Genomic DNA, 22,429 nt, shown 5'->3' on the forward strand with positions numbered 1-22,429 from the left:
AACGTATGACAGATTTGACCACGCAAGATCTCGCGCAGCCATCATGGCAAACCCGGGAGCACCTGGATGACCCGGTGATCGGCGAGTTGCGTAATCGTTTTGGGCCGGACGCCTTTACAGTTCAGGCAACCCGTACCGGCATCCCGGTGGTATGGGTAAAACGCGAACAGCTGCTGGAAATCGTTGCGTTTCTGCGCAAGTTGCCTAAGCCCTATGTCATGCTGTATGACCTGCATGGCTTTGATGAGCGTTTACGTACCCACCGCGCAGGCCTGCCTGCTGCGGATTTTTCCGTTTTCTATCATCTGCTTTCTATTGAACGCAACCGCGACATCATGCTCAAGGTGGCGTTATCTGAAAACGATCTGAATGTGCCAACCATCACCACTATTTTCGCTAACGCCAACTGGTATGAGCGCGAAACCTGGGAGATGTTTGGCATTACGTTCCAGGGGCACCCTCATCTGACGCGCATTATGATGCCGCAGACCTGGGAAGGGCACCCGCTGCGCAAAGACTATCCGGCACGCGCGACCGAGTTCGATCCTTTCACGCTGACAAAGCAGAAAGAAGATCTCGAAATGGAGTCGCTGACGTTTAAGCCCGAAGAGTGGGGTATGAAGCGCAGCACGGCCAATGAGGACTTTATGTTCCTTAACCTTGGCCCTAACCACCCCTCTGCGCACGGTGCGTTCCGCATTATCCTGCAGCTTGATGGTGAAGAGATTGTCGACTGCGTGCCAGACGTCGGCTATCACCACCGCGGTGCGGAGAAGATGGGCGAGCGTCAGTCCTGGCATAGCTATATCCCTTATACCGATCGTATTGAGTATCTGGGCGGCTGTGTTAATGAAATGCCTTACGTGCTCGCCGTAGAGAAGCTGGCCGGGATCACGGTACCAGACCGCGTTAACGTGATTCGCGTTATGCTCTCTGAGCTGTTCCGTATCAACAGCCACCTGCTTTACATCTCCACGTTTATTCAGGACGTTGGCGCAATGACGCCGGTGTTCTTTGCCTTTACCGATCGTCAGAAAATTTATGACGTCGTGGAAGCGATTACCGGTTTCCGTATGCACCCCGCCTGGTTCCGCATCGGTGGTGTGGCGCACGATCTGCCAAAAGGGTGGGAGCGCCTGCTGCGTGAATTCCTCGACTGGATGCCAAAACGCCTGAAAGAGTATGACAAAGCGGCACTGCGCAATACCGTATTGATGGGGCGTTCGCAGGGCGTAGCCGCCTACAATATGGATGAGGCGCTGGCGTGGGGCACAACCGGTGCTGGTCTGCGCGCAACCGGCCTCGACTTTGACGTACGTAAATGGCGTCCTTATTCAGGCTACGAAAACTTCGACTTTGAAATCCCGGTTGGCGCAGGTATCAGTGACGCTTACACCCGCGTGCAGCTGAAGATGGAAGAGATGTGGCAGTCGCTGCGTATTCTGGAGCAGTGTCTGAACAACATGCCGGAAGGGCCGTTCAAAGCGGATCACCCGCTGACCACGCCGCCGCCGAAAGAGCGTACGCTGCAGCACATTGAAACATTGATCACCCACTTCCTGCAGGTTTCCTGGGGACCGGTAATGCCCGCCAATGAATCGTTCCAGATGATTGAGGCGACAAAAGGGATCAACAGTTACTACCTGACCAGTGACGGCAGCACTATGAGTTATCGCACCCGCGTGCGCACACCAAGCTTCCCGCACCTGCAGCAGATCCCGTCAGTGATCCGTGGCAGCCTGGTATCCGATCTTATCGTCTACCTCGGTAGTATCGATTTTGTTATGTCAGACGTGGACCGCTAATTATGCACGATCAAAAAATTGCCATTCAAACCATCGACCCGAATGAGGTCTTTGTGCTGAGCGAGGCCGAGCACCACGCTATTGAGCATGAAAAACATCACTACGAGGATGCGCGCGCAGCCTCAATTGAAGCGCTGAAGATCGTGCAAAAAGCGCGGGGCTGGGTGCCGGATGGGGCTATTCACGCCATTGCTAATGTGCTGGGTATTCCGGCCAGCGATGTCGAAGGCGTGGCAACGTTCTACAGCCAGATTTACCGTACGCCGGTTGGCCGTCATGTGATCCGCTACTGCGACAGCGTGGTGTGCCACATTACCGGTTATCAGGATATTCAGGCAGCGCTGGAGCAGAATCTCAATATTAAACCCGGCCAGACAACGGCAGATGGGCGCTTTACGCTGCTGCCTACCTGCTGCCTCGGCAACTGCGATAAGGGGCCGACCATGATGGTGAATGACGACACGCACGTTCATCTGACGCCGGAAGGTATCGTCTCGCTACTGGAGCAGTATCAATGATGAAACCCATTATTCGTGCTGCGGAAACCCATCCGCTGACCTGGCGTCTGCGTGACGACAAACAGCCGGTATGGCTGGAAGAGTACCGCAGTAAAAATGGCTATGCAGGTGCTGAAAAAGCGCTGAACGGCATGAGCCAGGATGAGATCGTTACGGCGGTGAAAGATTCTGGTCTGAAAGGGCGCGGCGGTGCAGGCTTCAGCACGGGTCTGAAGTGGAGCCTGATGCCAAAAGATGAGTCCATGAATATCCGCTACCTGCTGTGTAACGCGGATGAGATGGAGCCGGGCACCTATAAAGACCGCCTGCTGATGGAGCAGCTGCCGCATCAGCTGGTTGAAGGCATGCTGATTAGTGCTTTTGCGCTAAAAGCCTACCGTGGCTACATCTTCCTGCGCGGCGAATATGTTGAAGCCGCAGAGAATCTGCGTCGCGCCATTGCAGAAGCCACCGAAGCGGGCTATCTCGGTAAAAATATCCTCGGCACCGGTTTTGACTTCGAGCTATTTGTTCACACTGGCGCGGGTCGCTATATCTGTGGTGAAGAGACGGCGCTGATCAACTCGCTGGAAGGGCGTCGCGCTAACCCGCGTTCCAAACCACCGTTCCCGGCCAGCGCCGGTGTATGGGGCAAACCAACCTGCGTTAACAACGTTGAGACGCTCTCCAACGTGCCAGCCATCTTCCTGAACGGCGTGGAGTGGTACAAAGGGCTGTCCAAGAGCGAAGACGCCGGCACGAAAATGATGGGCTTCTCCGGCCGCGTTAAGAACCCGGGCGTCTGGGAACTGCCGTTTGGTATTACCGCCCGCGAAATTCTGGAAGATTACGCCGGCGGTATGCGCGATGGTCTGAAGTTCAAGGCATGGCAGCCAGGTGGCGCCGGAACCGATTTTCTGACCGACCAGCATCTCGACCTGCCGATGGAGTTTGCCAGCATTGGTAAAGCAGGCAGCCGTCTGGGTACGGCGCTGGCGATGGCGGTGGACCACGAGATCAATATGGTGTCGCTGGTGCGTAACCTGGAAGAGTTTTTTGCTCGTGAGTCGTGCGGCTGGTGTACGCCGTGCCGTGACGGTCTGCCGTGGAGCGTGAAGATCCTGCGTGCGCTGGAGCAGAAGCAGGGACAACCGGGTGATATCGAAACGCTGCTGCAGCTTTGCCGCCAGCTGGGTCCGGGTAAAACGTTCTGCGCGCATGCGCCAGGTGCAGTTGAGCCACTGCAGAGCGCAATTAAATATTTCCGTGAAGAGTTTGAAGCCGGCATTGCGCCGCAGGTGTTTGGCAATACCCGCTCCATTAGCGGGATCCAGCCTAACCTGCTGAAAGCGCGCTGGTAAGCAGGCCACCATAGACGGAAGGCGCCAGACGCCCGTCCGGCTGAAAAGCGGGATAACAGAATTTGATGTTTAACGCTCGTCCCCGGACGAGCCTTACGGAAGCATGTTCACTATGGCTACAATCCATGTAGACGGTAAAGAATATGATGTGAACGGAGCGGACAACCTGCTGCAGGCGTGTCTCTCTCTGGGCCTTGATATTCCCTATTTTTGCTGGCATCCGGCGCTCGGCAGCGTAGGCGCCTGCCGCCAGTGTGCGGTAAAGCAATTCCAGAATGCCGAAGATACCCGCGGCCGCCTTGTTATGTCCTGCATGACACCGGCATCGGATGGCACCTTTATCTCTATTGATGACGGCGAAGCGAAAGAGTTTCGTGAAAGCGTCGTAGAGTGGCTGATGACGAACCATCCGCACGACTGTCCGGTCTGCGAGGAGGGGGGTAACTGTCATCTGCAGGATATGACGGTGATGACAGGCCACAGCTTCCGTCGTTATCGCTTTACCAAGCGCACTCACCAGAATCAGGATCTCGGTCCGTTTATCTCCCATGAGATGAACCGCTGCATCGCCTGCTATCGTTGCGTACGCTATTACAAAGATTACGCTGACGGTAAAGATCTGGGCGTGTATGGCGCGCACGATAACGTCTACTTTGGTCGCCCGGAAGATGGCACACTGGAGAGCGAATTCTCCGGTAACCTGGTTGAGATCTGCCCGACCGGCGTGTTCACCGATAAAACGCACTCTGAGCGTTATAACCGTAAGTGGGATATGCAGTTTGCGCCCAGCATTTGCCAGCAGTGCAGCGTGGGCTGTAACACCAGTCCCGGTGAGCGCTATGGTGAACTGCGTCGTATTGAAAACCGTTATAACGGCACGGTAAACCACTACTTCCTCTGCGATCGCGGTCGTTTTGGCTATGGCTATGTCAACCGCAAAGATCGCCCGCGTCATCCGCATCAGCTGCGCGGCAGCGATAGCATCACGCTGAATGCAGAGCAGGCAGTTAACGCTGCGGCTGACGTGCTGCGTCAGGCGAAACGCGTTATCGGCATCGGCTCACCCCGCGCCAGCATCGAAAGCAACTTCGCCCTGCGCGAACTGGTGGGTGCCGGCAACTTCTCAACCGGTATGCCGGCAGGAGAGCAGTCGCGCGTAGAACTGATGCTGAACGTGCTGCAGAACAGCGGTATCTATACTCCTTCGCTGCGCGAAATGGAGAGCTATGATGCCGTGCTGGTGCTGGGCGAAGATCTGACGCAGGTGGGTGCACGCGTCGCACTGTCAGTCCGCCAGGCCGTAAAAGGCAAAGCGCGTGAGATGGCAGCGGCGCAGAAAGTCGCAGACTGGCAGATCGCCGCCATCCTGAACATCGGTCAGCATGCTAAACATCCACTGTTTGTCACTAACGTCGATGAAACCCGTCTGGATGACATTGCGGCGTGGAGCTATCGCGCACCGGTAGAAGATCAGGCGCGTCTTGGTTTTGCCATCGCCAGCGCGCTGGATGAGAGCGCGCCCGCGGTGAGTGATATCGATAAATCACTCAGCAGCAAAATTGATGTGGTGGTGCAGGCGCTGGCAGGGGCGAAAAAGCCGCTGATTATCTCCGGCACCCACTCTGGCAGTACTGCAATGATTGAGGCGGCTGCCAACGTAGCGAAAGCGCTGAAAGCCCGCGGTGCCGATGTAGGGATCACCCTGCTGGCTGGCGCAGCTAACAGCATGGGGCTTGGCCTGATAGGCGGTCACTCGCTGGATGCGGCGCTGGACCAGCTGACAAACGGCGAAGCGGATGCGCTGGTAGTGCTGGAGAACGATCTCTATCGTCACGCGCCTAAAGCCCGCGTTGACGCTGCGCTGCAGACTGCATCAAGTGTCATTGTGGTTGATCATCAGCGGACCGCCACGCTGGAGAAAGCGGGTCTGGTGCTCTCAGCGGCCAGCTTTGCTGAAAGCGACGGCACGTCAATCAATCATGAAGGCCGTGCACAGCGCTTCTTCCAGGTTTACGATCCCGCTTACTATGACAACAGCATTGTGATGCTGGAAAGCTGGCGCTGGCTGCACTCGCTGCACAGCACGCTGGAGAGTCGTCATATTGACTGGACGCAGCTCGATCACGTCATTGATGCGACCATCGCTGCGCTGCCGCAGCTGAAAGGGATTAAAGATGCGGCACCGGATGCCAGCTTCCGCATTCGTGGTCAGAAACTGGCTCGTTCACCGCATCGCGCCAGTGGCCGTACCGCCGCCCGCGCCAATATCAGCGTACATGAGCCGCGTCAGCCGCAGGATAAAGACACCATGTTCGCCTTCTCTATGGAAGGGAACAACCAGCCTGAGGCACCGCGTTCGCAGATCCCATTCGCCTGGGCGCCAGGCTGGAACTCACCGCAGGCGTGGAACAAATTCCAGGATGAAGTTGGCGGCAAACTGCGGAATGGCGATCCGGGTGTGCGCCTGTTTGAAGCAGGTGAAGGTTCACTGCCGTGGTTCAGTAACGTGCCGGAACGGTTTGCCAGCGGCAGCCACTTCCGCGTTGCGCCTTACTACCGTCTGTTCGGCAGTGAGGAAATGACGCAGCGTTCCCCGACGTTCCAGAAGCGCATGGTGCCTGCTGAGCTGGTCATTAATCCAGCGGACGCAGAGAAGCTTGGCGTCAATCATGGCGCTGCCGCAGAGCTGGTGTGTGCCGGTGAAACGCTGCGCCTGCCGGTACGCTTCTCTGCCTTCCTGCAGCCGGGACAGATTGGGCTGCCGCTGGGCATGCCGGGTGTGCCGCCGTTCCTTGCGCATGCACAAATTGACCAACTGCAGGAGGCTGCGCAATGAGCTGGCTGACATCGGACGTTATCGACATCATTCTGCAGGTCGTTAAAGCGATTGTGATCCTGCTGGTCGTAGTAGCCTGCGGTGCTTTCATGAGTTTTGCCGAGCGCCGTTTGCTCGGCTTATGGCAGAACCGCTACGGACCTAACCGTGTCGGCTGGGGTGGTTCACTTCAGCTGGCGGCGGATATGATCAAAATGTTCTTTAAAGAGGACTGGGTACCGCCGTTTACCGACCGTTTTATCTTTACGCTGGCACCGGTTATCGCCTTTGTATCGCTGCTGCTGGCCTTTGCAATTGTGCCGGTTTCACCCACCTGGATGGTCACAGATCTGAACATCGGTCTGCTGTTCTTCCTGATGATGGCAGGCCTGGCCGTCTACGCCGTGCTGTTTGCCGGCTGGTCGAGCAACAACAAATACTCACTGCTGGGTGCGATGCGTGCCTCTGCGCAGACGCTGAGCTATGAAGTGTTCCTTGGCCTGTCGCTGATGGGCGTAGTGGCGCAGGCGGGCTCGTTTAACCTGAATGCGATTGTCGAAAACCAGACGCACCTGTGGAACATCATTCCGCAGTTCTTTGGCTTTTTAACCTTCTGTATTGCAGGCGTAGCGGTGTGCCACCGTCATCCGTTTGACCAGCCGGAAGCGGAACAGGAGCTGGCTGACGGTTATCACATTGAATATGCCGGTATGAAGTTCGGTCTGTTCTTTGTGGGTGAATATGTCGCCATTACCACGGTTTCCGCGCTGATCGTCACGCTGTTCTTTGGTGGCTGGCACGGACCCTTCCTGCCGCCATTCATCTGGTTCGCCCTAAAAACGGCGTTCTTTATGGTGATGTTTATCCTGATCCGTGCTGCGCTGCCGCGTCCACGCTATGACCAGGTGCTGTCGTTCGGCTGGAAAGTTTGTCTGCCGTTGACGCTGTTGAACCTGCTGGCGACCGCCGCAGTGATTCTGTACAACGCGCAGTAAGGGGTATTGAGATGACATTAAAAGATATTGTCGTTGGCTTCGGCACGACAGTGCGCAGTATCTGGATGATTGGCATGCACGCCTTCGCCAAACGTGAAACGCAGATGTACCCGGAAGAGCCGGTCTATCTGCCGCCACGCTATCGCGGCCGTATTGTTCTGACGCGCGATCCTGACGGCGAAGAGCGCTGTGTGGCCTGCAACCTGTGTGCAGTTGCCTGCCCGGTAGGCTGTATTTCGCTGCAGAAAGCAGAGACGCAGGATGGCCGCTGGTATCCGGAATTCTTCCGCATCAACTTTTCACGCTGCATTTTTTGCGGCCTGTGTGAAGAAGCCTGTCCGACCACCGCGATTCAGCTGACCCCGGATTTTGAACTGGGTGAGTTTAAGCGTCAGGACCTGGTGTATGAGAAGCAGGATCTGCTGATCTCGGGCCCCGGCAAATACCCGGAGTACAATTTCTATCGTATGGCGGGTATGGCGATCGACGGAAAAGAGAAGGGCGACGCGGAAAACGAAGCCAAACCGATCGACGTCAAAGGCTTATTACCTTAAGGAGCCAGGTATGGAATTTGCGTTTTATCTTTGCGGACTGGTGGCGGTGCTGACGACGCTACGCGTTATCACGCATACGAACCCGGTACACGCGCTGCTGTACCTGATTGTCTCACTGCTGTCGATTGCCGGCGCGTTTTTTGCCATGGGTGCCTACTTTGCGGGTGCGCTGGAAATTATCGTTTATGCCGGTGCCATTATGGTGCTGTTTGTGTTTGTGGTGATGATGCTCAATCTCGGCAAGAGTCAGCAGGAGCAGGAGCGGGAGTGGCTTAAGCCGTCACTCTGGGTTGGACCCGGCATTGTCTCCGCGCTGCTGCTGGTGGTGATGGTTTACGCTATCCTCACTGCCACCGATCAGGGCATTGATGGCACGGTTATCGATGCAAAAGCAGTCGGTATCAGCCTGTTTGGCCCGTATGTTCTGGCGGTAGAACTGGCTTCAATGCTGCTGCTGGCAGGCCTGGTGGTTGCCTTCCACATCGGCCGTGACGATCGTCACGCTGAAGTGATGAGCCATCGCGTAACGGATGCAGCATCCAATAAGGAGGGACAGGCATGATCCCATTACAACATGGCCTGATTCTGGCTGCGGTGCTCTTTGTTCTCGGCCTGACCTCACTGGTGCTGCGCCGTAACCTGCTGTTTATGCTGATTGGTCTGGAGATCATGATCAACGCCGCAGCGCTGGCGCTGGTGGTGGCGGGCAGCTATTGGGGGCAGGCAGATGGTCAGGTGATGTATATCCTGGCAATCAGCCTTGCAGCAGCGGAAGCGAGTATTGGCCTTGCCCTGCTGCTGCAGCTCTATCGTCGTCGTCAGACGCTGAACATTGACACAGTGAGCGAGATGCGCGGATGAATCTTCTCTATTTAACTGTACTGTTTCCGCTAATCGGCTTTTTGCTGTTAGCGTTTTCCCGGGGCCGCTGGTCAGAGAACCTGTCAGCTGCTGTCGGAATGGGGTCGGTCGGTCTTTCGGCCCTGACCACGCTTTATGCGGGTATTGAGTTTTTCGGTCAGGGACAGCAGCCGTTTACTCAGGCGCTGTGGACCTGGATGCAGGTTGGCAACTTTGATATTAAAGTGAATCTGGTGCTGGATGGCCTGTCACTGACGATGCTCTCTGTGGTCACGGGCGTCGGCTTCTTTATTCATATGTTTGCCTCCTGGTATATGCGTGGTGAAGAGGGCTATTCCCGCTTCTTCGCCTATACCAACCTGTTTATCGCCAGCATGGTCGTACTGGTCCTGGCTGATAACCTGATGCTGATGTATCTGGGCTGGGAAGGGGTAGGGCTTTGCTCCTATCTGCTGATCGGCTTCTACTACAGCAATCCGGATAACGGCAAAGCGGCCATGAAAGCGTTTATCATCACCCGTGTGGGCGATGTGTTTCTGGCCTTTGCGCTGTTTATTCTCTACAACGAACTCGGCACGCTGAACTTCCGTGAGCTGATGGCGCTGGCACCGGCACACTTTGCTGCAGATAACAGTATGCTGCAGTGGGCCACTCTGATGCTGCTGGGCGGCGCAGTAGGTAAATCTGCACAGCTGCCGCTGCAAACCTGGCTGGCGGATGCGATGGCGGGTCCGACGCCGGTTTCGGCCCTGATCCATGCGGCAACTATGGTCACGGCGGGTGTCTACTTAATCGCCCGTACGCATGGTCTGTTCCTGCTGACGCCTGACGTTCTGCATCTGGTGGGAATTGTCGGCGCTATCACGCTGGTTCTGGCAGGTTTTGCTGCGCTGGTACAGACCGATATCAAGCGCGTGCTGGCTTACTCCACCATGAGTCAGATTGGCTACATGTTCCTGGCGCTGGGCGTACAGGCATGGGATGCGGCGATTTTCCATCTGATGACGCACGCTTTCTTTAAAGCGCTGCTGTTCCTCTCATCTGGCTCCGTTATTCTGGCGTGCCATCATGAGCAGAACATCTTTAAAATGGGTGGCCTGCGCAAAAGCATTCCGCTGGTTTATGCCTGCTTCCTGGTAGGCGGTGCCGCGCTGGCCGCGCTGCCGCTTATTACCGCAGGCTTCTACAGTAAAGATGAGATCCTGTTTGGTGCGCTGGCCAACGGACACATTAATCTGATGGTTGCCGGTCTGGTCGGGGCATTCCTGACCTCTATCTACACCTTCCGCATGATCTTTATCGTGTTCCATGGCGAGGAGAAGATCCACGCGCATGCCGGTAAAGGCATTACCCATCATCTGCCGCTGATTGTGCTGCTGATCCTCTCCACCTTCATTGGCGCGCTGATTACGCCTCCGCTGGCAGGCGTCCTGCCGGAAAATGAATTTGGCGAAAACGGCAAAATGGCGCTGGAGATCGCATCAGGCTTAGTGGCTGTCAGCGGGATTCTGATTGCTGCTGCACTGTGGCTTGGCAAGCGTCAGCTGGTGACCCGCGTGGCCAACAGCGCACCGGGCCGCTTCTTCGGCACCTGGTGGTTTGCCGCCTGGGGCTTTGACTGGCTGTATGACAAAGTCTTTGTTAAACCGTATCTCGGTATCGCATGGCTGCTGCAGCGCGATCCGCTGAACTCCCTGATGAACCTGCCTGCGCTGCTGTCGCGTATTGGTAATAAAGGTCTGGTGGTCAGCGAGAATGGTTATCTGCGCTGGTATGTTGCCTCCATGAGCGTGGGTGCCGTCGTGGTGCTTGCCCTGATGCTGGTGATGTAAAGATTGATGGGCTTGGAAGAGAAGATGACAAAAACTCTTTTTTTCCTGATAGCGAATGTGAAAATTGCCTGAATGACGAAGCGTAATCGGCGCAGCCCGTTTTCGTTATCGCCAGCGCACAGCAACCGGAGCGTACTGATGTACGTGAGGATTGCGGGCACTGCCGGAAACGAATCGGGCAAGCAAGATAGCTCGAAAGCAGGTTAAAAAAAGGGAAGTATGCCGTGCTATTACCTTGGCTAATAATAATACCTTTCGTCGGGGGCCTGCTCTGCTGGCTGGCTGAACGGCTTGGCGCAAAAGTACCGCGCTGGATCGCCCTGATCACCATGGGGCTCACGCTGGCTCTTGGTCTGCAGCTATGGCTGCAGGGCGGCTATTCGCTGACGCAGGCCAGCGGCCTGCCGCAGTGGCAATCAAGCTTTAACGTGGCGTGGATCCCGCGCTTTGGTATCCGCTTCCATCTGGCCATTGATGGTTTGTCCCTGCTGATGGTGGTACTGACCGGTCTGCTGGGCCTGATGGCGGTACTCTGCTCATGGAACGAAATTGAGAAGTATCAGGGCTTTTTCCACCTCAATCTGATGTGGATCCTGGGCGGCGTTATCGGCGTATTCCTTGCGATCGACATGTTCCTGTTCTTCTTCTTCTGGGAGATGATGCTGGTGCCGATGTACTTCCTCATCGCGCTCTGGGGACATAAAGCGTCGGACGGTAAAACCCGTATCACAGCAGCCACCAAGTTCTTTATTTACACTCAGGCGTCTGGTCTGGTGATGCTGATTGCGATTCTGGCGCTGGTGTTTGTGCACTACAATGCAACCGGTGTCTGGACCTTCAGCTATGAAGAACTGCTGAAAACCCCGATGTCACGCAACGTTGAGTGGCTGCTGATGCTGGGCTTCTTCATCGCCTTTGCGGTGAAAATGCCGGTGGTGCCGCTGCACGGCTGGCTGCCTGATGCACACAGCCAGGCACCGACTGCCGGTTCTGTCGATCTGGCCGGTATTCTGCTGAAAACCGCAGCTTATGGTCTGCTGCGCTTTAGCCTGCCGCTGTTCCCGAATGCTTCAGCTGAGTTTGCGCCAATTGCGATGTGGCTCGGCATTATCGGCATCTTCTATGGCGCCTGGATGGCATTCTCTCAGACGGATATTAAGCGTCTGATTGCCTACACCTCGATTTCGCACATGGGCTTTGTGCTGATCGCGATTTATACCGGCAGCCAGCTGGCCTTCCAGGGGGCGGTTATCCAGATGATTGCTCACGGTCTGTCAGCCGCAGCACTCTTTATTCTGTGTGGCCAGCTGTATGAGCGTCTGCATACCCGTGACATGCGTCAGATGGGCGGTCTCTGGTCGCGAATCAAATGGATCCCGGGTCTGTCACTCTTTTTTGCGGTAGCGAATCTCGGCATGCCGGGTACCGGCAACTTTGTGGGCGAATTCATGATCCTGACCGGCAGCTTCCAGGTTGTACCGATGATCATCGTGATTGCCACCTTTGGGCTGGTGTTCGCTTCGGTTTACTCGCTGATCATGATGCAGCGTGCTTACTACGGTGAAGCGAAATCGAAAGAGCCGCTGCCCGGCATGTCAGTACGCGAATTTGCCACCATCGGCGTGCTGGTCGTGCTGCTGGTGCTGCTGGGTGTCTACCCGCAGCCGATTCTCGATACGTCCCATGCTGCGATGAGTAATATTCAGCAGTGGTTTACCGCTTCAATTTCAACTACAAGGCCGTAATTCGCCATGACAATAACTCCTCAACAATTGATCGCGCTACTGCCGCTGTTGATCGTCGGACTGACGGTGGTGGTGGTGATGCTGTCCATTGCGTGGCGACGCAACCATTTCGTTAATGCCACGCTGACCGTTATTGGCCTGAACCTTGCGCTGGTGTCGCTGTGGTTTGTCGGGCAGGCGGGCGCAATGGATGTGACGCCGCTGCTGCGCGTTGACGGCTACTCCATGTTCTATACCGCGCTGGTGATGCTGGCGAGTCTGGCGACCTGTACTTTCGCCTATCCCTGGCTGGCGGGCTTCCCGGATAATAAGGATGAGTTTTACCTGCTGGTGCTGATTGCTGCGCTGGGCGGGGTTGTGCTGGCAAGTGCAAACCATCTGGCCGCGCTCTTTATTGGTATTGAACTGCTCTCCCTGCCGCTGTTTGGCCTGATTGGTTACGCTTTCCGGCAGAAACGTTCGCTGGAAGCGGCGCTGAAATACACCATTCTTTCTGCGGCCGCCTCGTCGTTTCTGCTGTTTGGTATTGCGCTGGTCTACGCCGACTCCGGCAGCCTGAGCTTTGTTCAGCTGGGTAACAGCCTGACCGATAGCATGATCCAGCAGCCGCTGCTGCTGGTGGGGCTGGGAATGATGATTATCGGCCTCGGCTTTAAGCTGTCGCTGGTGCCGTTTCATCTCTGGACGCCGGATGTTTATCAGGGCGCGCCTGCACCGGTATCGACCTTCCTGGCCACCGCCAGCAAGATCGCTATCTTTGGTGTCATTATGCGTCTGTTTATGTACGCGCCGCTGACCGACAGCGAAGCGGTACGCACCGTGCTGGGGATTATCGCCTTTGTCTCTATCCTGGTGGGCAACCTGATGGCGATTTCGCAGAGCAATATTAAGCGTCTGCTTGGCTACTCCTCTATCGCTCATCTGGGCTATCTGCTGGTCGCACTGATTGCGGTGAAAACGCATCAGCTGTCGCTGGAAACGGCTGGTGTTTACCTGGCGGGTTATCTGTTCAGCAGCCTGGGCGCCTTTGGGGTGGTCAGCCTGATGTCCAGCCCGTATCGCGGTCCGGATGCCGATTCGCTCTATTCCTATCGCGGTCTGTTCTGGCATCGTCCGGTGCTGTCAGCGGTGATGACGGTGATGATGCTGTCGCTGGCGGGTATTCCGATGACGCTGGGCTTTATCGGTAAGTTCTACGTTATCGCATCCGGTGTGAATGCGCATCTCTGGTGGCTGACCGCTGCCGTGGTTGCCGGCAGTGCCATCGGCCTTTACTACTATCTGCGCGTAACGGTGAGCCTCTATCTTACCCCGCCAGAGCTGCACACGCGTGATACGCCGGCTAACTGGGCGTTTACCGCGGGCGGTGTGGTCGTGCTGATTTCCGCCATTCTTGTGCTGCTGCTGGGTGTCTATCCGCAGCCGCTCATCAGGCTGGTACAGATGGCACAGCCGCTGATGTAACAATGCTTTTTTCTGACATAAATCAGGCCTCCGGGCCTGATTTTTTTTATCTGTTATTCGTTGCCCGTATGCCGTCACGGTGCCAGTCCGGCCGTTATGGTAGTCTCAGCCTATCGCCATTTGAAAACAGGAGTGATCTGTGGAAATAGCATGGCTTGATTGCCACCATCGGGAACTGACGGCACAGCAGCTCTACACGCTGCTGGCGCTGCGCAACCAGGTTTTTATTGTGGAGCAGCAGTGCCCTTATCAGGATCTGGACGGCCAGGATCTGGCCGCAGAAAACCGTCATATCCTCGGTTTTCTTGAGGGCCGGCTGCTGGCCTGCGCGCGTATACTGACGCCGGCGCAGCCGGGTGAAGCGGTCGTGGTGGGGCGGGTGATCGTCTCTGAAGAGGCGCGCGGGCTCAGGCTGGGCTACCGGTTAATGGAACAGGTGCTGAGCAGCTGTGAAACCCACTGGCCAGGACAGGCGATTTATCTGTCGGCGCAGGCGCACCTTGAGGGGTTTTATGGCCGGCTCGGTTTTCAGGCGGTCACCGCGGTCTACCTGGAAGATGACATCCCGCATATCGGCATGCAGAAAATATAACGGCGAGGGGAGCCTCGCCGTGATCGCTATCAGACCGGTGTCATCTGCCGGTCGTCGGTGTATTTGCGCTGGTCAGGCGGCGGCGGAAAATACTGGTAGAGCCAGGTTTCGCTCAATGTCTCATCTTTGGCACGCAGGAACAGACGCATTTCCACCGGCGTGGTTGCATCGCTGTTCGGGTACCAGTCAAACAGAATGCGATAACCGTTGATCGGTTCAACATAGAGGATCTCTACCTGTTTGAACGTGCCTGATGAAACGGTAATAACCGGCTCAATGCCTCTGGCAGCAGCGGCTTTCAGGTCGCCATCGATAAAGTCTACGGAAAAACGGCGACACCAGGTCTCCGGGAAGTGTTCACCCGGTGCCCAGCCCTCGGGAAAACCGCCAATGCCGGTGCGGGTGGCATCCACGCGTGCCAGATCGCTGCGTACCGGCGGCAGCTGGCTCCAGTAGAGCTTGTAGCCAAAATTCAGCTCGCTGCCCGCCTGAATCGGCTCCTCTGGCTGCCAGAAGCAGACCACGTTATCCAGCGTCTCCCCGGTAGTGGGGATCTCCATCAGATTAATGGCCCCTTTGCCCCATTTGCCGGTCGGCTCGACCCACAGGCTCGGGCGCTTGTCATACCAGCCGATCACATCCTGATAATTTTTGAAGTCGTGATCCAGCTGCAGCAGACCAAAGCCGCGCGGATTTTCATCTTTATAGGCGTTAAATTGCAGGCGCTGCGGGTTGTTAAGCGGACGGGCAATCCATTCACCGCTGCCGCTCCACATCGCGAGGCGATCGGAGTCATGGATCTGCGGATGATAGGTGTTGCACATGCGGCGTTCGTTGGTACCACAGCTGAACATACTGGTCATCGGCGCAATGCCGAGCTGGCGAATCGCTTTACGGGTAAAGAGGTGGTTTTCCACTTCCATCACCACACGTTTCTCTTCACAGTGGATGGTGAATTTATAGGCGCCGGTCAGGCTGGCACCATCCAGCAGGGCATACACGACAAAAGTGGTGTCATCTGCTTTTGGCGTTTCAAACCAGAATGCGGTGAAATCAGGAAACTCCTCCTGACCATTGCTGAACGTGTTAACGGCCACGCCGCGGGCGGAGAGGCCATACTGATAGGTTTCATCCACGGCGCGAAAGTAACTGGCCCCGAGAAAAGAGACGATATCGCGTCGCGCCAGCTCCGGTTTTTTAAACGCGCGGAAACCGGCAAAGCCGAGATCGTTTTTACCCGCCAGCTGCTGCGTATCGACGCCCGCATCATGGTAGTTAAACAGTTCCGGGCGAAAGTGGATCTCCCGTGCTTCGCGGCTGGCCGCATCCACGGAGAACATGCGAATACGTCGTTTAAATCCCATGCCGACGTGAAAAAATTGCACATCCAGCTCGCGATCGGCCACGTTGTTCCATAGCGAGTGCTGAGCGTCATACTGAATTTCGTTATACGCCTGCGGCGTAAGGGTCGCCAGCGTGTCAGGCAGCGCACCTGGCGCACCGCCCCAGGGCTTTTTCGCCAGCGCTGCGGCCTTTTGTTTCAATACATCAAAGTCGAAGCGCACTGCTTTACCGTCGGCAATGCCGTCATCGGCCCATGCAGATTGCGCAAACAGCGAGGAGAGCCCGGTCATGCCACCCAGGGCTGACAGAGCGACGGACGCTTTCACAAATTTTCTACGATTCATGCCGGAATTCTAATCCTTAGCTGCTCGGGTGTATTGTGTCTGTTTCCAGACGGTTAGCGTCGGGCTACAGAGAGTTACGACAGTGGCGCAATCAAAAAATTCACTCGCCGGAAAATTTATCAGATTAATCAAATAAACGAAGCAGATTCTCTGCCGCAGGAGGTTATCCGGCATACTTTTACAAAGCCGTCGCGCTTTTCCGGTGGGTGCGAACGTAATTTCAGCCAGCAAAGTTATGATTTATAGCTATAGTTAATCGACACGTTATGAACACGGAGGAACCGCATAATGTCATCTTCAGACCAATTTGATAACCGTTATGAATCAAGTGTTGACGACGATCTGGCGCTGTTAACTGAAACGCTTGAAGAAGTGCTGCGCGCTTCCGGCGATCCGGCCGATCAGAAGTATATTGAGCTCAAACAAAAAGCTGAGCAGGCGCTGGAAGATGTGAAGAGCCGCGTCAGTCAGGCATCGGACAGCTATTACTACCGTGCCAAACAGGCGGCGTATCGTGCCGATGATTACGTTCATGAAAAACCGTGGCAGGGCGTCGGTATTGGTGCCGCTGCAGGCTTGTTTGTAGGTTTACTGCTGGCCCGTCGTTAATACTGCTGCCGGGCGCGCGTCACGCTGCGCCCGGCTTCGCCTGCCATACTCTCTTCTCAGTTTACGATCTCTTTCCCGATTTCCCTTTTTGATGATTGTGTTTACCTCGTCTGCTTTCTACAGTAAAGCGTAACCAGGACAAGGAGAATGCAACGTGATACGTGTTGAGATGCTCGCCACGGGCGATGAAGTGCTGCATGGACAAATAGTGGATACTAACGCGGCATGGCTGGCGGATGTGCTGTTTCAGCATGGCCTGCCGATGACCAGCCGCATGACCGTAGGGGATGCGCTGCCGTCGCTGATTGATGCATTACAGAGCCGCAGCCAGGTCGCAGATATCCTGATTGTTAACGGGGGACTGGGGCCGACGTCCGATGATTTGAGCGCGCAGGCTGCTGCGGCCGCCAGCGGTTGCGAACTGGTACTGCAGACAGAATGGCTGGCAAAAATGGAGGCCTGGTTTGCCAGTCGCGGTCGCGTAATGGCCGCCAGCAACCGCAAACAGGCCGAGATCCCGGCTAATGCCACGCTTATCGATAACCCGGCGGGCACAGCCTGCGGCTTCGCACTTCAGCTCAACCGCTGCTGGATTTTCTTTACGCCGGGCGTGCCGTCAGAATTTAAATTGATGGTGGAGCAGGAGATTATCCCGCGCCTGAAAGCACGTTTTACCCTGCCTGAACCGCCGCTCTGCCTGCGCCTGACAACCTTTGGTCGCGGAGAGAGCGATATTGCGGCCGAGCTTGAACCGCTGGCGCTGCCGGAGGGGGTAGTGATGGGCTACCGCTCTTCAATGCCAATTATTGAAATCAAGCTTACCGGACCTGCCAGCGCGCGCGTGGCGATGGAGCAGGTCTGGCAGCAGGTAAAGCTGCTGCTGGCCGAATGTACGATTTTTGAAGGCACCGAAGAGCTGCCCGCGCTGCTGGCCCGTGAACTGCAGCAGCGTGAGTTCCGCCTCGCCACCAGTGAGCAGTTTACCGCGGGCTTTCTGCACTGGCAGCTGGCCGCGGCAGGCGTGCCGCTAAGCGCAGGTGAGATCCTGTCGCCGCAGGCAGAAACGCTTGAAGCGCAGGTTGATCGGACACGTGCGCTGGCAGCAGAGCAGGGCAGCGCTCTGGCGCTCTCTATCGGTGAGCTGACTGAGGGAGAAATCGCGATTGTGCTGCAGACGCCCGAAGCGGGCTGGGGACAGCGGGTGAAGTTTTCACACAGTCGTCATAATCAGGAAACCCGGCAGAAAGTGGTGGCGATGATGGCAATGAACATGCTGCGTCGCTGGCTGCACGGCAGTGAGGTTTCTACCGGACACGGCTGGATCGACATTCTGGAAACGGTAAAGCACTGATTGTGTCTGCGAAGGGGCATACAGGATACGTCAGTGTTTAACCGGTATCGCTTGCAAAGGGAGCCTGGTTGCGGAAGTGACGGTGACTTGCCGCACCGGCATAAACCCCTCCCTGGGGCCTGCCGCCGCGCCATCCATGGCGCGGAGGCTGCTGCAAGTCACCATCGCTTCCGCGCCCTGTGACTTCTGCATAGCTATCAGATGAGTGGCTCTTACAGCCGCACAGAAGCACAGGGGAAGAGGGGGCACTGAACTAAGCCGGACGTCACGCGGCAGGGACGCCGCGTGCCGAGGCCCGCAGGGAGCGGGTGTTGCCGTTCCGGGCGTGTTCAGCGGCCTCTCTGACCAGAGCAGCTTTCTTGTGCATGAACGATGTGAAAGAAAACAGACGGGGCGGTTACAGCTCAATCTCAATCTCACCGCGCGCCTTGCAGCAGCAGGGCAGGATTTCACCCTGCTGAATAAAGGCCAGCGGGGTTTCAGCATAATCAACCTCGCCCCGTACCAGGCGCATACGACAGGAGCCGCAGTAGCCTTCACGGCACTGAAATTCCACGCAGAGGTTATGCGCCTCCAGCGTGGTCAGCAAATTGGGATGATCCTCTGCGCACTCCAGGCGGGAGCCTGAACTGCGCAGGATAACAACAGCGCGGCTCATGTTCAGAGCTGAAAATCGTTGAAGTCATCTTCGCCTACTTCGGAGTCGATCTGACCCACGAGATAGGAGCTTACTTCCACTTCCTGCGGTGCAACCTGCACGTTGTCAGACACCAGCCACGAGTTGATCCATGGAATCGGGTTAGAGCGGGTCTGGAAGGGCAGATCGAGACCCACTGCCTGCATACGGATATTGGTGATGTATTCAATGTACTGGCACAGAATATCTTTATTCAGACCAATCATTGAGCCGCCGCTGAACAGATACTCTGCCCACTCTTTCTCCTGCAGCGCCGCCTTTTTAAACAGCTCGAAGCACTCATCGCGGCACTCAGCAGCAATCTCTTTCATCTCCGGATCGTCTTCACCGCTGCGCAGCAGGTTCAGCATATGCTGGGTGCCGGTCAGGTGCAGCGCTTCATCACGCGCGATCAGCTTGATGATTTTGGCGTTGCCTTCCATCAGTTCACGCTCGGCAAAAGCGAATGAACAGGCGAAGCTGACATAAAAGCGGATCGCTTCCAGTGCATTGACGCTCATGAGACAGATATAGAGCTGCTTTTTCAGCGCACGCAGGCTGACGGTAACTGATTTACTAGCGACCTGATGCGTGCCTTCACCCAGCAGATGCCAGTAGTTGGTCATCTCAATCAGATCGTCGTAGTACTTAGAGATATCCTGCGCACGCGCCAGAATCTGCTCGTTGGTGACGATATCATCAAAGACCAGCGACGGATCGTTGACGATGTTGCGGATGATATGGGTGTAGGAGCGTGAGTGAATGGTCTCAGAAAACGCCCAGGTTTCGATCCAGGTTTCCAGCTCCGGGATAGAGATCAGCGGCAGCAGCGCGACGTTCGGGCTACGGCCCTGGATAGAGTCGAGCAGCGTCTGATACTTCAGGTTGCTGATGAAGATATGCTTCTCATGATCCGGCAGCGCCTGATAATCGATACGATCGCGTGAGACGTCGACCTCTTCCGGACGCCAGAAAAATGAGAGCTGCTTTTCAATCAGCTTTTCAAAAATGTCATATTTCTGCTGATCGAAACGCGCCACGTTCACGGACTGGCCGAAGAACATCGGCTCTTTCAGCTGATCGTTTTTATTCTGTGAAAAAGTAGTATAAGCCATGACTAAGTCCAAAAAGTGAAGCGGGCTGGCAGCGCCAGCCCTGACATAAGTACGCGTCGCCGGTTAAATTTTGCAGGCGCCGCTTTCGCAGCCATCATCCTGAATTGACGGTGCCAGATCGTCCTGTGCATCTTCTGCGCCGTCGCGGGTGTTTTGATAATAGAGCGTCTTCACACCAAACTTATAGGCGGTAAGCAGATCTTTCAGCAGCTGTTTCATCGGCACTTTGCCATTGGCAAAGCGGCCCGGATCGTAGTTCGTGTTCGAGGAGATCGCCTGATCGATAAACTTCTGCATCACGCCAACCAGCTGCAGATAACCATCGTTAGAAGGCATTTCCCACAGCAGTTCATACTGATCTTTCAGGCGCTCATACTCCGGCACGACCTGACGCAGAATGCCATCTTTAGACGCTTTAATGCTGATGTGACCGCGCGGCGGCTCAATACCGTTAGTGGCATTTGAGATCTGCGAAGAGGTCTCTGACGGCATCAGGGCAGAGAGCGTGGAGTTACGCAGGCCGTGCGTGGTAATAGATTCACGCAGCGCTTCCCAGTCAAGATGCAGCGGTTCATTGCAGACGGCGTCCAGATCCTTTTTATAGGTATCAATCGGCAGAATGCCCTGCGAATAGGTGGTCTCTTTAAACCACGGGCAGGCACCTTGCTCTTTTGCCAGCTCATTTGACGCTTTCAGCAGATAGTACTGAATGGCCTCAAAGGTTTTGTGCGTCAGGTTGTTGGCGCTGCCGTCTGAGTAGCGCACGCCGTGCTTCGCCAGGTAGTAAGCGTAGTTAATGACGCCAATACCCAGCGTACGGCGACCCATTGCGCCACGCTGTGCTGCCGGAATCGGATAGTCCTGATAATCCAGCAGTGCATCGAGTGCGCGCACCGCCAGTACTGCCAGCTCTTCCAGATCGTCGAGGCTGTTGATAGCACCGAGGTTAAAGGCAGAAAGCGTACAGAGCGCAATCTCGCCGTTTTCATCATTCACATCGTCAAGCGGCTTGGTTGGCAGCGCAATCTCAAGGCAGAGGTTAGACTGACGCACTGGCGCAATCGCCGGATCAAACGGGCTGTGGGTATTGCAGTGATCGACGTTCTGGATGTAGATACGGCCGGTTGAAGCGCGCTCCTGCATCATCAGCGAGAAGAGATCGACCGCTTTTACGCGCTGCTTGCGGATGCTCTCATCTTTTTCATATTTGGTGTAGAGACGCTCAAACTCTTCCTGATCGGCGAAGAACGCATCATACAGGCCCGGGACATCTGACGGGCTGAACAGGGTAATGTCTTCGCCTTTCAGCAGGCGGGTGTACATCAGCTTGTTGATCTGAACGCCGTAGTCCATGTGGCGCACGCGGTTACCTTCCACACCACGGTTGTTTTTCAGCACCAGCAGGCTTTCCACTTCCAGATGCCACATCGGGTAGAACAGCGTGGCGGCACCGCCGCGTACGCCGCCCTGAGAGCACGATTTCACTGCCGTCTGGAAATGCTTATAAAACGGAATGCAGCCGGTATGGAACGCTTCACCGCCGCGAATCGGGCTGCCCAGCGCACGGATGCGGCCTGCATTGATACCAATACCGGCACGCTGTGACACATATTTCACGATGGCGCTGGAGGTGGCGTTAATAGAGTCCAGACTGTCGCCGCACTCAATCAGGACGCAGGAGCTGAACTGACGGGTTGGGGTGCGCACGCCAGACATGATTGGCGTCGGCAGCGAGATCTTAAAGGTGGAGATCGCGTCATAAAAGCGCTTGATGTAGCTCATGCGCGTATCGCGTGGATAGTTCGAGAACAGGCAGGCCGCGACCAGGATATACAGGAACTGGGCGCTCTCATAGATCTCGCCGCTGACGCGGTTCTGCACCAGATATTTTCCTTCCAGCTGCTTAACGGCAGCGTAAGAGAAGTTCATATCACGCCAGTGATCGATGTAGCTGTCCATCAGCTCAAACTCTTCGGTGCTGTAATCTTCCAGCAGGTGGCGGTCATATTTGCCCAGCTCCACCATTTTCACGACCTGATCGTAAAGCTTCGGCGGCTCAAACTGGCCGTAGGCTTTTTTACGCAGGTGGAAGATAGCCAGACGTGCGGCCAGATACTGATAATCCGGCGCATCGCGCGAAATCAGATCGGCTGCAGCTTTGATGATGGTTTCATGGATATCAGACGTTCTGATGCCATCATAAAACTGAATGTGGGAGCGCAGTTCAACCTGAGAAACTGAAACGTTGTTCAGCCCTTCAGCCGCCCAGTCGAGTACACGGTGAATTTTATCGAGATCAATGCGTTCCTGACGGCCATCGCGTTTGGTGACGAGCAGACTTTGGTTCATGTCGCGTGTTTACCTGTCCATGAAATAGGAAATTATCCCCTAACTATTCACAAGGTCTATGCACAAGCCGCTCGCTGTGAGTAAGCCTGTGGATAAACACTATATATAGGGGGTTCGGGA

18 protein-coding genes are annotated in these 22,429 nt (G+C 55.8%); 14 read left to right on the plus strand and 4 right to left on the minus strand.

From position 1 onward, the window contains the following. Positions 1-5: 5 nt before the first annotated feature. The 12 genes from nuoC (at position 6) to B3041_RS14745 (ending at position 14,521) form a co-directional block, all read left to right on the plus strand. On the plus strand, positions 6-1,805 hold the full coding sequence (gene nuoC, locus B3041_RS14690) for an NADH-quinone oxidoreductase subunit C/D (RefSeq protein WP_065648832.1): 1,800 nt from the start codon (positions 6-8) through the stop codon (positions 1,803-1,805). A gap of 2 nt (positions 1,806-1,807) precedes the next feature. Then, positions 1,808-2,323, plus strand: coding sequence for an NADH-quinone oxidoreductase subunit NuoE (gene nuoE / locus B3041_RS14695; RefSeq protein ID WP_292976241.1), 516 nt, complete (start codon positions 1,808-1,810; stop codon positions 2,321-2,323). After that, positions 2,323-3,663: an NADH-quinone oxidoreductase subunit NuoF gene (gene nuoF / locus B3041_RS14700; protein WP_292976580.1), complete on the plus strand. Its 1,341-nt coding sequence runs from the start codon at positions 2,323-2,325 to the stop codon at positions 3,661-3,663. The genes nuoE and nuoF overlap by 1 nt, the downstream gene beginning before the upstream one ends. 112 nt (positions 3,664-3,775) lie before the next feature. Then, on the plus strand, positions 3,776-6,499 hold the full coding sequence (gene nuoG, locus B3041_RS14705) for an NADH-quinone oxidoreductase subunit NuoG (RefSeq protein ID WP_292976244.1): 2,724 nt from the start codon (positions 3,776-3,778) through the stop codon (positions 6,497-6,499). Beyond that, the gene (gene nuoH, locus B3041_RS14710; RefSeq protein WP_065648835.1) at positions 6,496-7,473 is read left to right on the plus strand and encodes an NADH-quinone oxidoreductase subunit NuoH; all 978 of its coding nucleotides are present in this window, start codon (positions 6,496-6,498) and stop codon (positions 7,471-7,473) included. Before nuoG ends, nuoH begins: the two co-directional genes overlap by 4 nt. A gap of 11 nt (positions 7,474-7,484) precedes the next feature. Continuing rightward, positions 7,485-8,027 carry an NADH-quinone oxidoreductase subunit NuoI gene (gene nuoI / locus B3041_RS14715; protein ID WP_039385566.1) on the plus strand — a complete coding sequence of 181 codons (543 nt, stop codon included), beginning with the start codon at positions 7,485-7,487 and terminating at the stop codon, positions 8,025-8,027. A 10-nt stretch (positions 8,028-8,037) separates the two neighbouring features. Beyond that, on the plus strand, positions 8,038-8,589 hold the full coding sequence (nuoJ, locus tag B3041_RS14720) for an NADH-quinone oxidoreductase subunit J (RefSeq protein ID WP_065648836.1): 552 nt from the start codon (positions 8,038-8,040) through the stop codon (positions 8,587-8,589). Next, positions 8,586-8,888 (plus strand): NADH-quinone oxidoreductase subunit NuoK, encoded by a 303-nt coding sequence (nuoK, locus tag B3041_RS14725; protein WP_013509877.1) that lies wholly within the window; start codon positions 8,586-8,588, stop codon positions 8,886-8,888. Before nuoJ ends, nuoK begins: the two co-directional genes overlap by 4 nt. Then, complete coding sequence (nuoL, locus tag B3041_RS14730; RefSeq protein WP_065648837.1) at positions 8,885-10,720, plus strand: NADH-quinone oxidoreductase subunit L; 1,836 nt, start codon at positions 8,885-8,887, stop codon at positions 10,718-10,720. Before nuoK ends, nuoL begins: the two co-directional genes overlap by 4 nt. Positions 10,721-10,944: 224 nt before the next feature. After that, entirely contained in the window at positions 10,945-12,465 is a 1,521-nt protein-coding gene (gene nuoM, locus B3041_RS14735; protein ID WP_292976302.1) for an NADH-quinone oxidoreductase subunit M, read from the plus strand. Between the two features lie 6 nt (positions 12,466-12,471). Then, positions 12,472-13,929 carry an NADH-quinone oxidoreductase subunit NuoN gene (gene nuoN, locus B3041_RS14740; protein ID WP_039385550.1) on the plus strand — a complete coding sequence of 486 codons (1,458 nt, stop codon included), beginning with the start codon at positions 12,472-12,474 and terminating at the stop codon, positions 13,927-13,929. A gap of 139 nt (positions 13,930-14,068) precedes the next feature. Next, a complete protein-coding gene (locus B3041_RS14745; protein WP_065648839.1) occupies positions 14,069-14,521 on the plus strand; it encodes a GNAT family N-acetyltransferase in 453 nt (150 codons plus the stop codon). Positions 14,522-14,550: 29 nt separating this feature from the next. Here B3041_RS14745 and B3041_RS14750 read toward each other — a convergent pair whose 3' ends face one another. Further along, a complete protein-coding gene (locus tag B3041_RS14750) occupies positions 14,551-16,209 on the minus strand; it encodes a glucan biosynthesis protein D (protein ID WP_292976307.1) in 1,659 nt (552 codons plus the stop codon). Between the two features lie 288 nt (positions 16,210-16,497). Between B3041_RS14750 and elaB the strand changes: the two genes are divergently transcribed. Together elaB and B3041_RS14760 are read left to right on the plus strand one after the other, a co-directional pair. Further along, positions 16,498-16,818: a stress response protein ElaB gene (gene elaB, locus B3041_RS14755; RefSeq protein WP_065648841.1), complete on the plus strand. Its 321-nt coding sequence runs from the start codon at positions 16,498-16,500 to the stop codon at positions 16,816-16,818. A 154-nt stretch (positions 16,819-16,972) separates the two neighbouring features. Then, the gene (locus tag B3041_RS14760) at positions 16,973-18,169 is read left to right on the plus strand and encodes a nicotinamide mononucleotide deamidase-related protein YfaY (protein ID WP_292976312.1); all 1,197 of its coding nucleotides are present in this window, start codon (positions 16,973-16,975) and stop codon (positions 18,167-18,169) included. A 397-nt stretch (positions 18,170-18,566) separates the two neighbouring features. On the opposite strand, the gene yfaE is transcribed toward B3041_RS14760, so the two are convergent. The 3 genes from yfaE to nrdA form a co-directional block, all read right to left on the minus strand. Further along, the gene (yfaE, locus tag B3041_RS14765; RefSeq protein ID WP_065648843.1) at positions 18,567-18,827 is read right to left on the minus strand and encodes a class I ribonucleotide reductase maintenance protein YfaE; all 261 of its coding nucleotides are present in this window, start codon (positions 18,825-18,827) and stop codon (positions 18,567-18,569) included. Positions 18,828-18,829: 2 nt separating this feature from the next. Continuing rightward, positions 18,830-19,960: a class Ia ribonucleoside-diphosphate reductase subunit beta gene (gene nrdB, locus B3041_RS14770; RefSeq protein WP_292976315.1), complete on the minus strand. Its 1,131-nt coding sequence runs from the start codon at positions 19,958-19,960 to the stop codon at positions 18,830-18,832. A gap of 63 nt (positions 19,961-20,023) precedes the next feature. Then, positions 20,024-22,309, minus strand: a complete 2,286-nt coding sequence (gene nrdA / locus B3041_RS14775; protein WP_065648845.1) for a class 1a ribonucleoside-diphosphate reductase subunit alpha — start codon at positions 22,307-22,309, stop codon at positions 20,024-20,026. Positions 22,310-22,429: the final 120 nt, after the last annotated feature.

Origin of the sequence: Pantoea sp. UBA4549 (genome assembly GCF_002387285.1) — a bacterium.
Classification (GTDB): Bacteria; Pseudomonadota; Gammaproteobacteria; order Enterobacterales; family Enterobacteriaceae; genus Pantoea; species Pantoea borealis.

Bases quoted from the DNA above. Each gene is read 5' to 3' on its own strand.
- nuoG (WP_292976244.1), top strand. From the start codon at position 3,776: ATGGCTACAATCCATGTAGACGGTAAAGAATATGATGTGAACGGAGCG.
- nuoH (WP_065648835.1), top strand. From the start codon at position 6,496: ATGAGCTGGCTGACATCGGACGTTATCGACATCATTCTGCAGGTCGTT.
- nuoJ (WP_065648836.1), top strand. From the start codon at position 8,038: ATGGAATTTGCGTTTTATCTTTGCGGACTGGTGGCGGTGCTGACGACG.
- nrdA (WP_065648845.1), bottom strand. From the start codon at position 22,309: ATGAACCAAAGTCTGCTCGTCACCAAACGCGATGGCCGTCAGGAACGC.
- nuoL (WP_065648837.1), top strand. From the start codon at position 8,885: ATGAATCTTCTCTATTTAACTGTACTGTTTCCGCTAATCGGCTTTTTG.
- nuoE (WP_292976241.1), top strand. From the start codon at position 1,808: ATGCACGATCAAAAAATTGCCATTCAAACCATCGACCCGAATGAGGTC.
- nuoN (WP_039385550.1), top strand. From the start codon at position 12,472: ATGACAATAACTCCTCAACAATTGATCGCGCTACTGCCGCTGTTGATC.
- elaB (WP_065648841.1), top strand. From the start codon at position 16,498: ATGTCATCTTCAGACCAATTTGATAACCGTTATGAATCAAGTGTTGAC.
- B3041_RS14750 (WP_292976307.1), bottom strand. From the start codon at position 16,209: ATGAATCGTAGAAAATTTGTGAAAGCGTCCGTCGCTCTGTCAGCCCTG.
- yfaE (WP_065648843.1), bottom strand. From the start codon at position 18,827: ATGAGCCGCGCTGTTGTTATCCTGCGCAGTTCAGGCTCCCGCCTGGAG.
- nuoK (WP_013509877.1), top strand. From the start codon at position 8,586: ATGATCCCATTACAACATGGCCTGATTCTGGCTGCGGTGCTCTTTGTT.
- nrdB (WP_292976315.1), bottom strand. From the start codon at position 19,960: ATGGCTTATACTACTTTTTCACAGAATAAAAACGATCAGCTGAAAGAG.
- nuoC (WP_065648832.1), top strand. From the start codon at position 6: ATGACAGATTTGACCACGCAAGATCTCGCGCAGCCATCATGGCAAACC.
- nuoF (WP_292976580.1), top strand. From the start codon at position 2,323: ATGAAACCCATTATTCGTGCTGCGGAAACCCATCCGCTGACCTGGCGT.
- nuoI (WP_039385566.1), top strand. From the start codon at position 7,485: ATGACATTAAAAGATATTGTCGTTGGCTTCGGCACGACAGTGCGCAGT.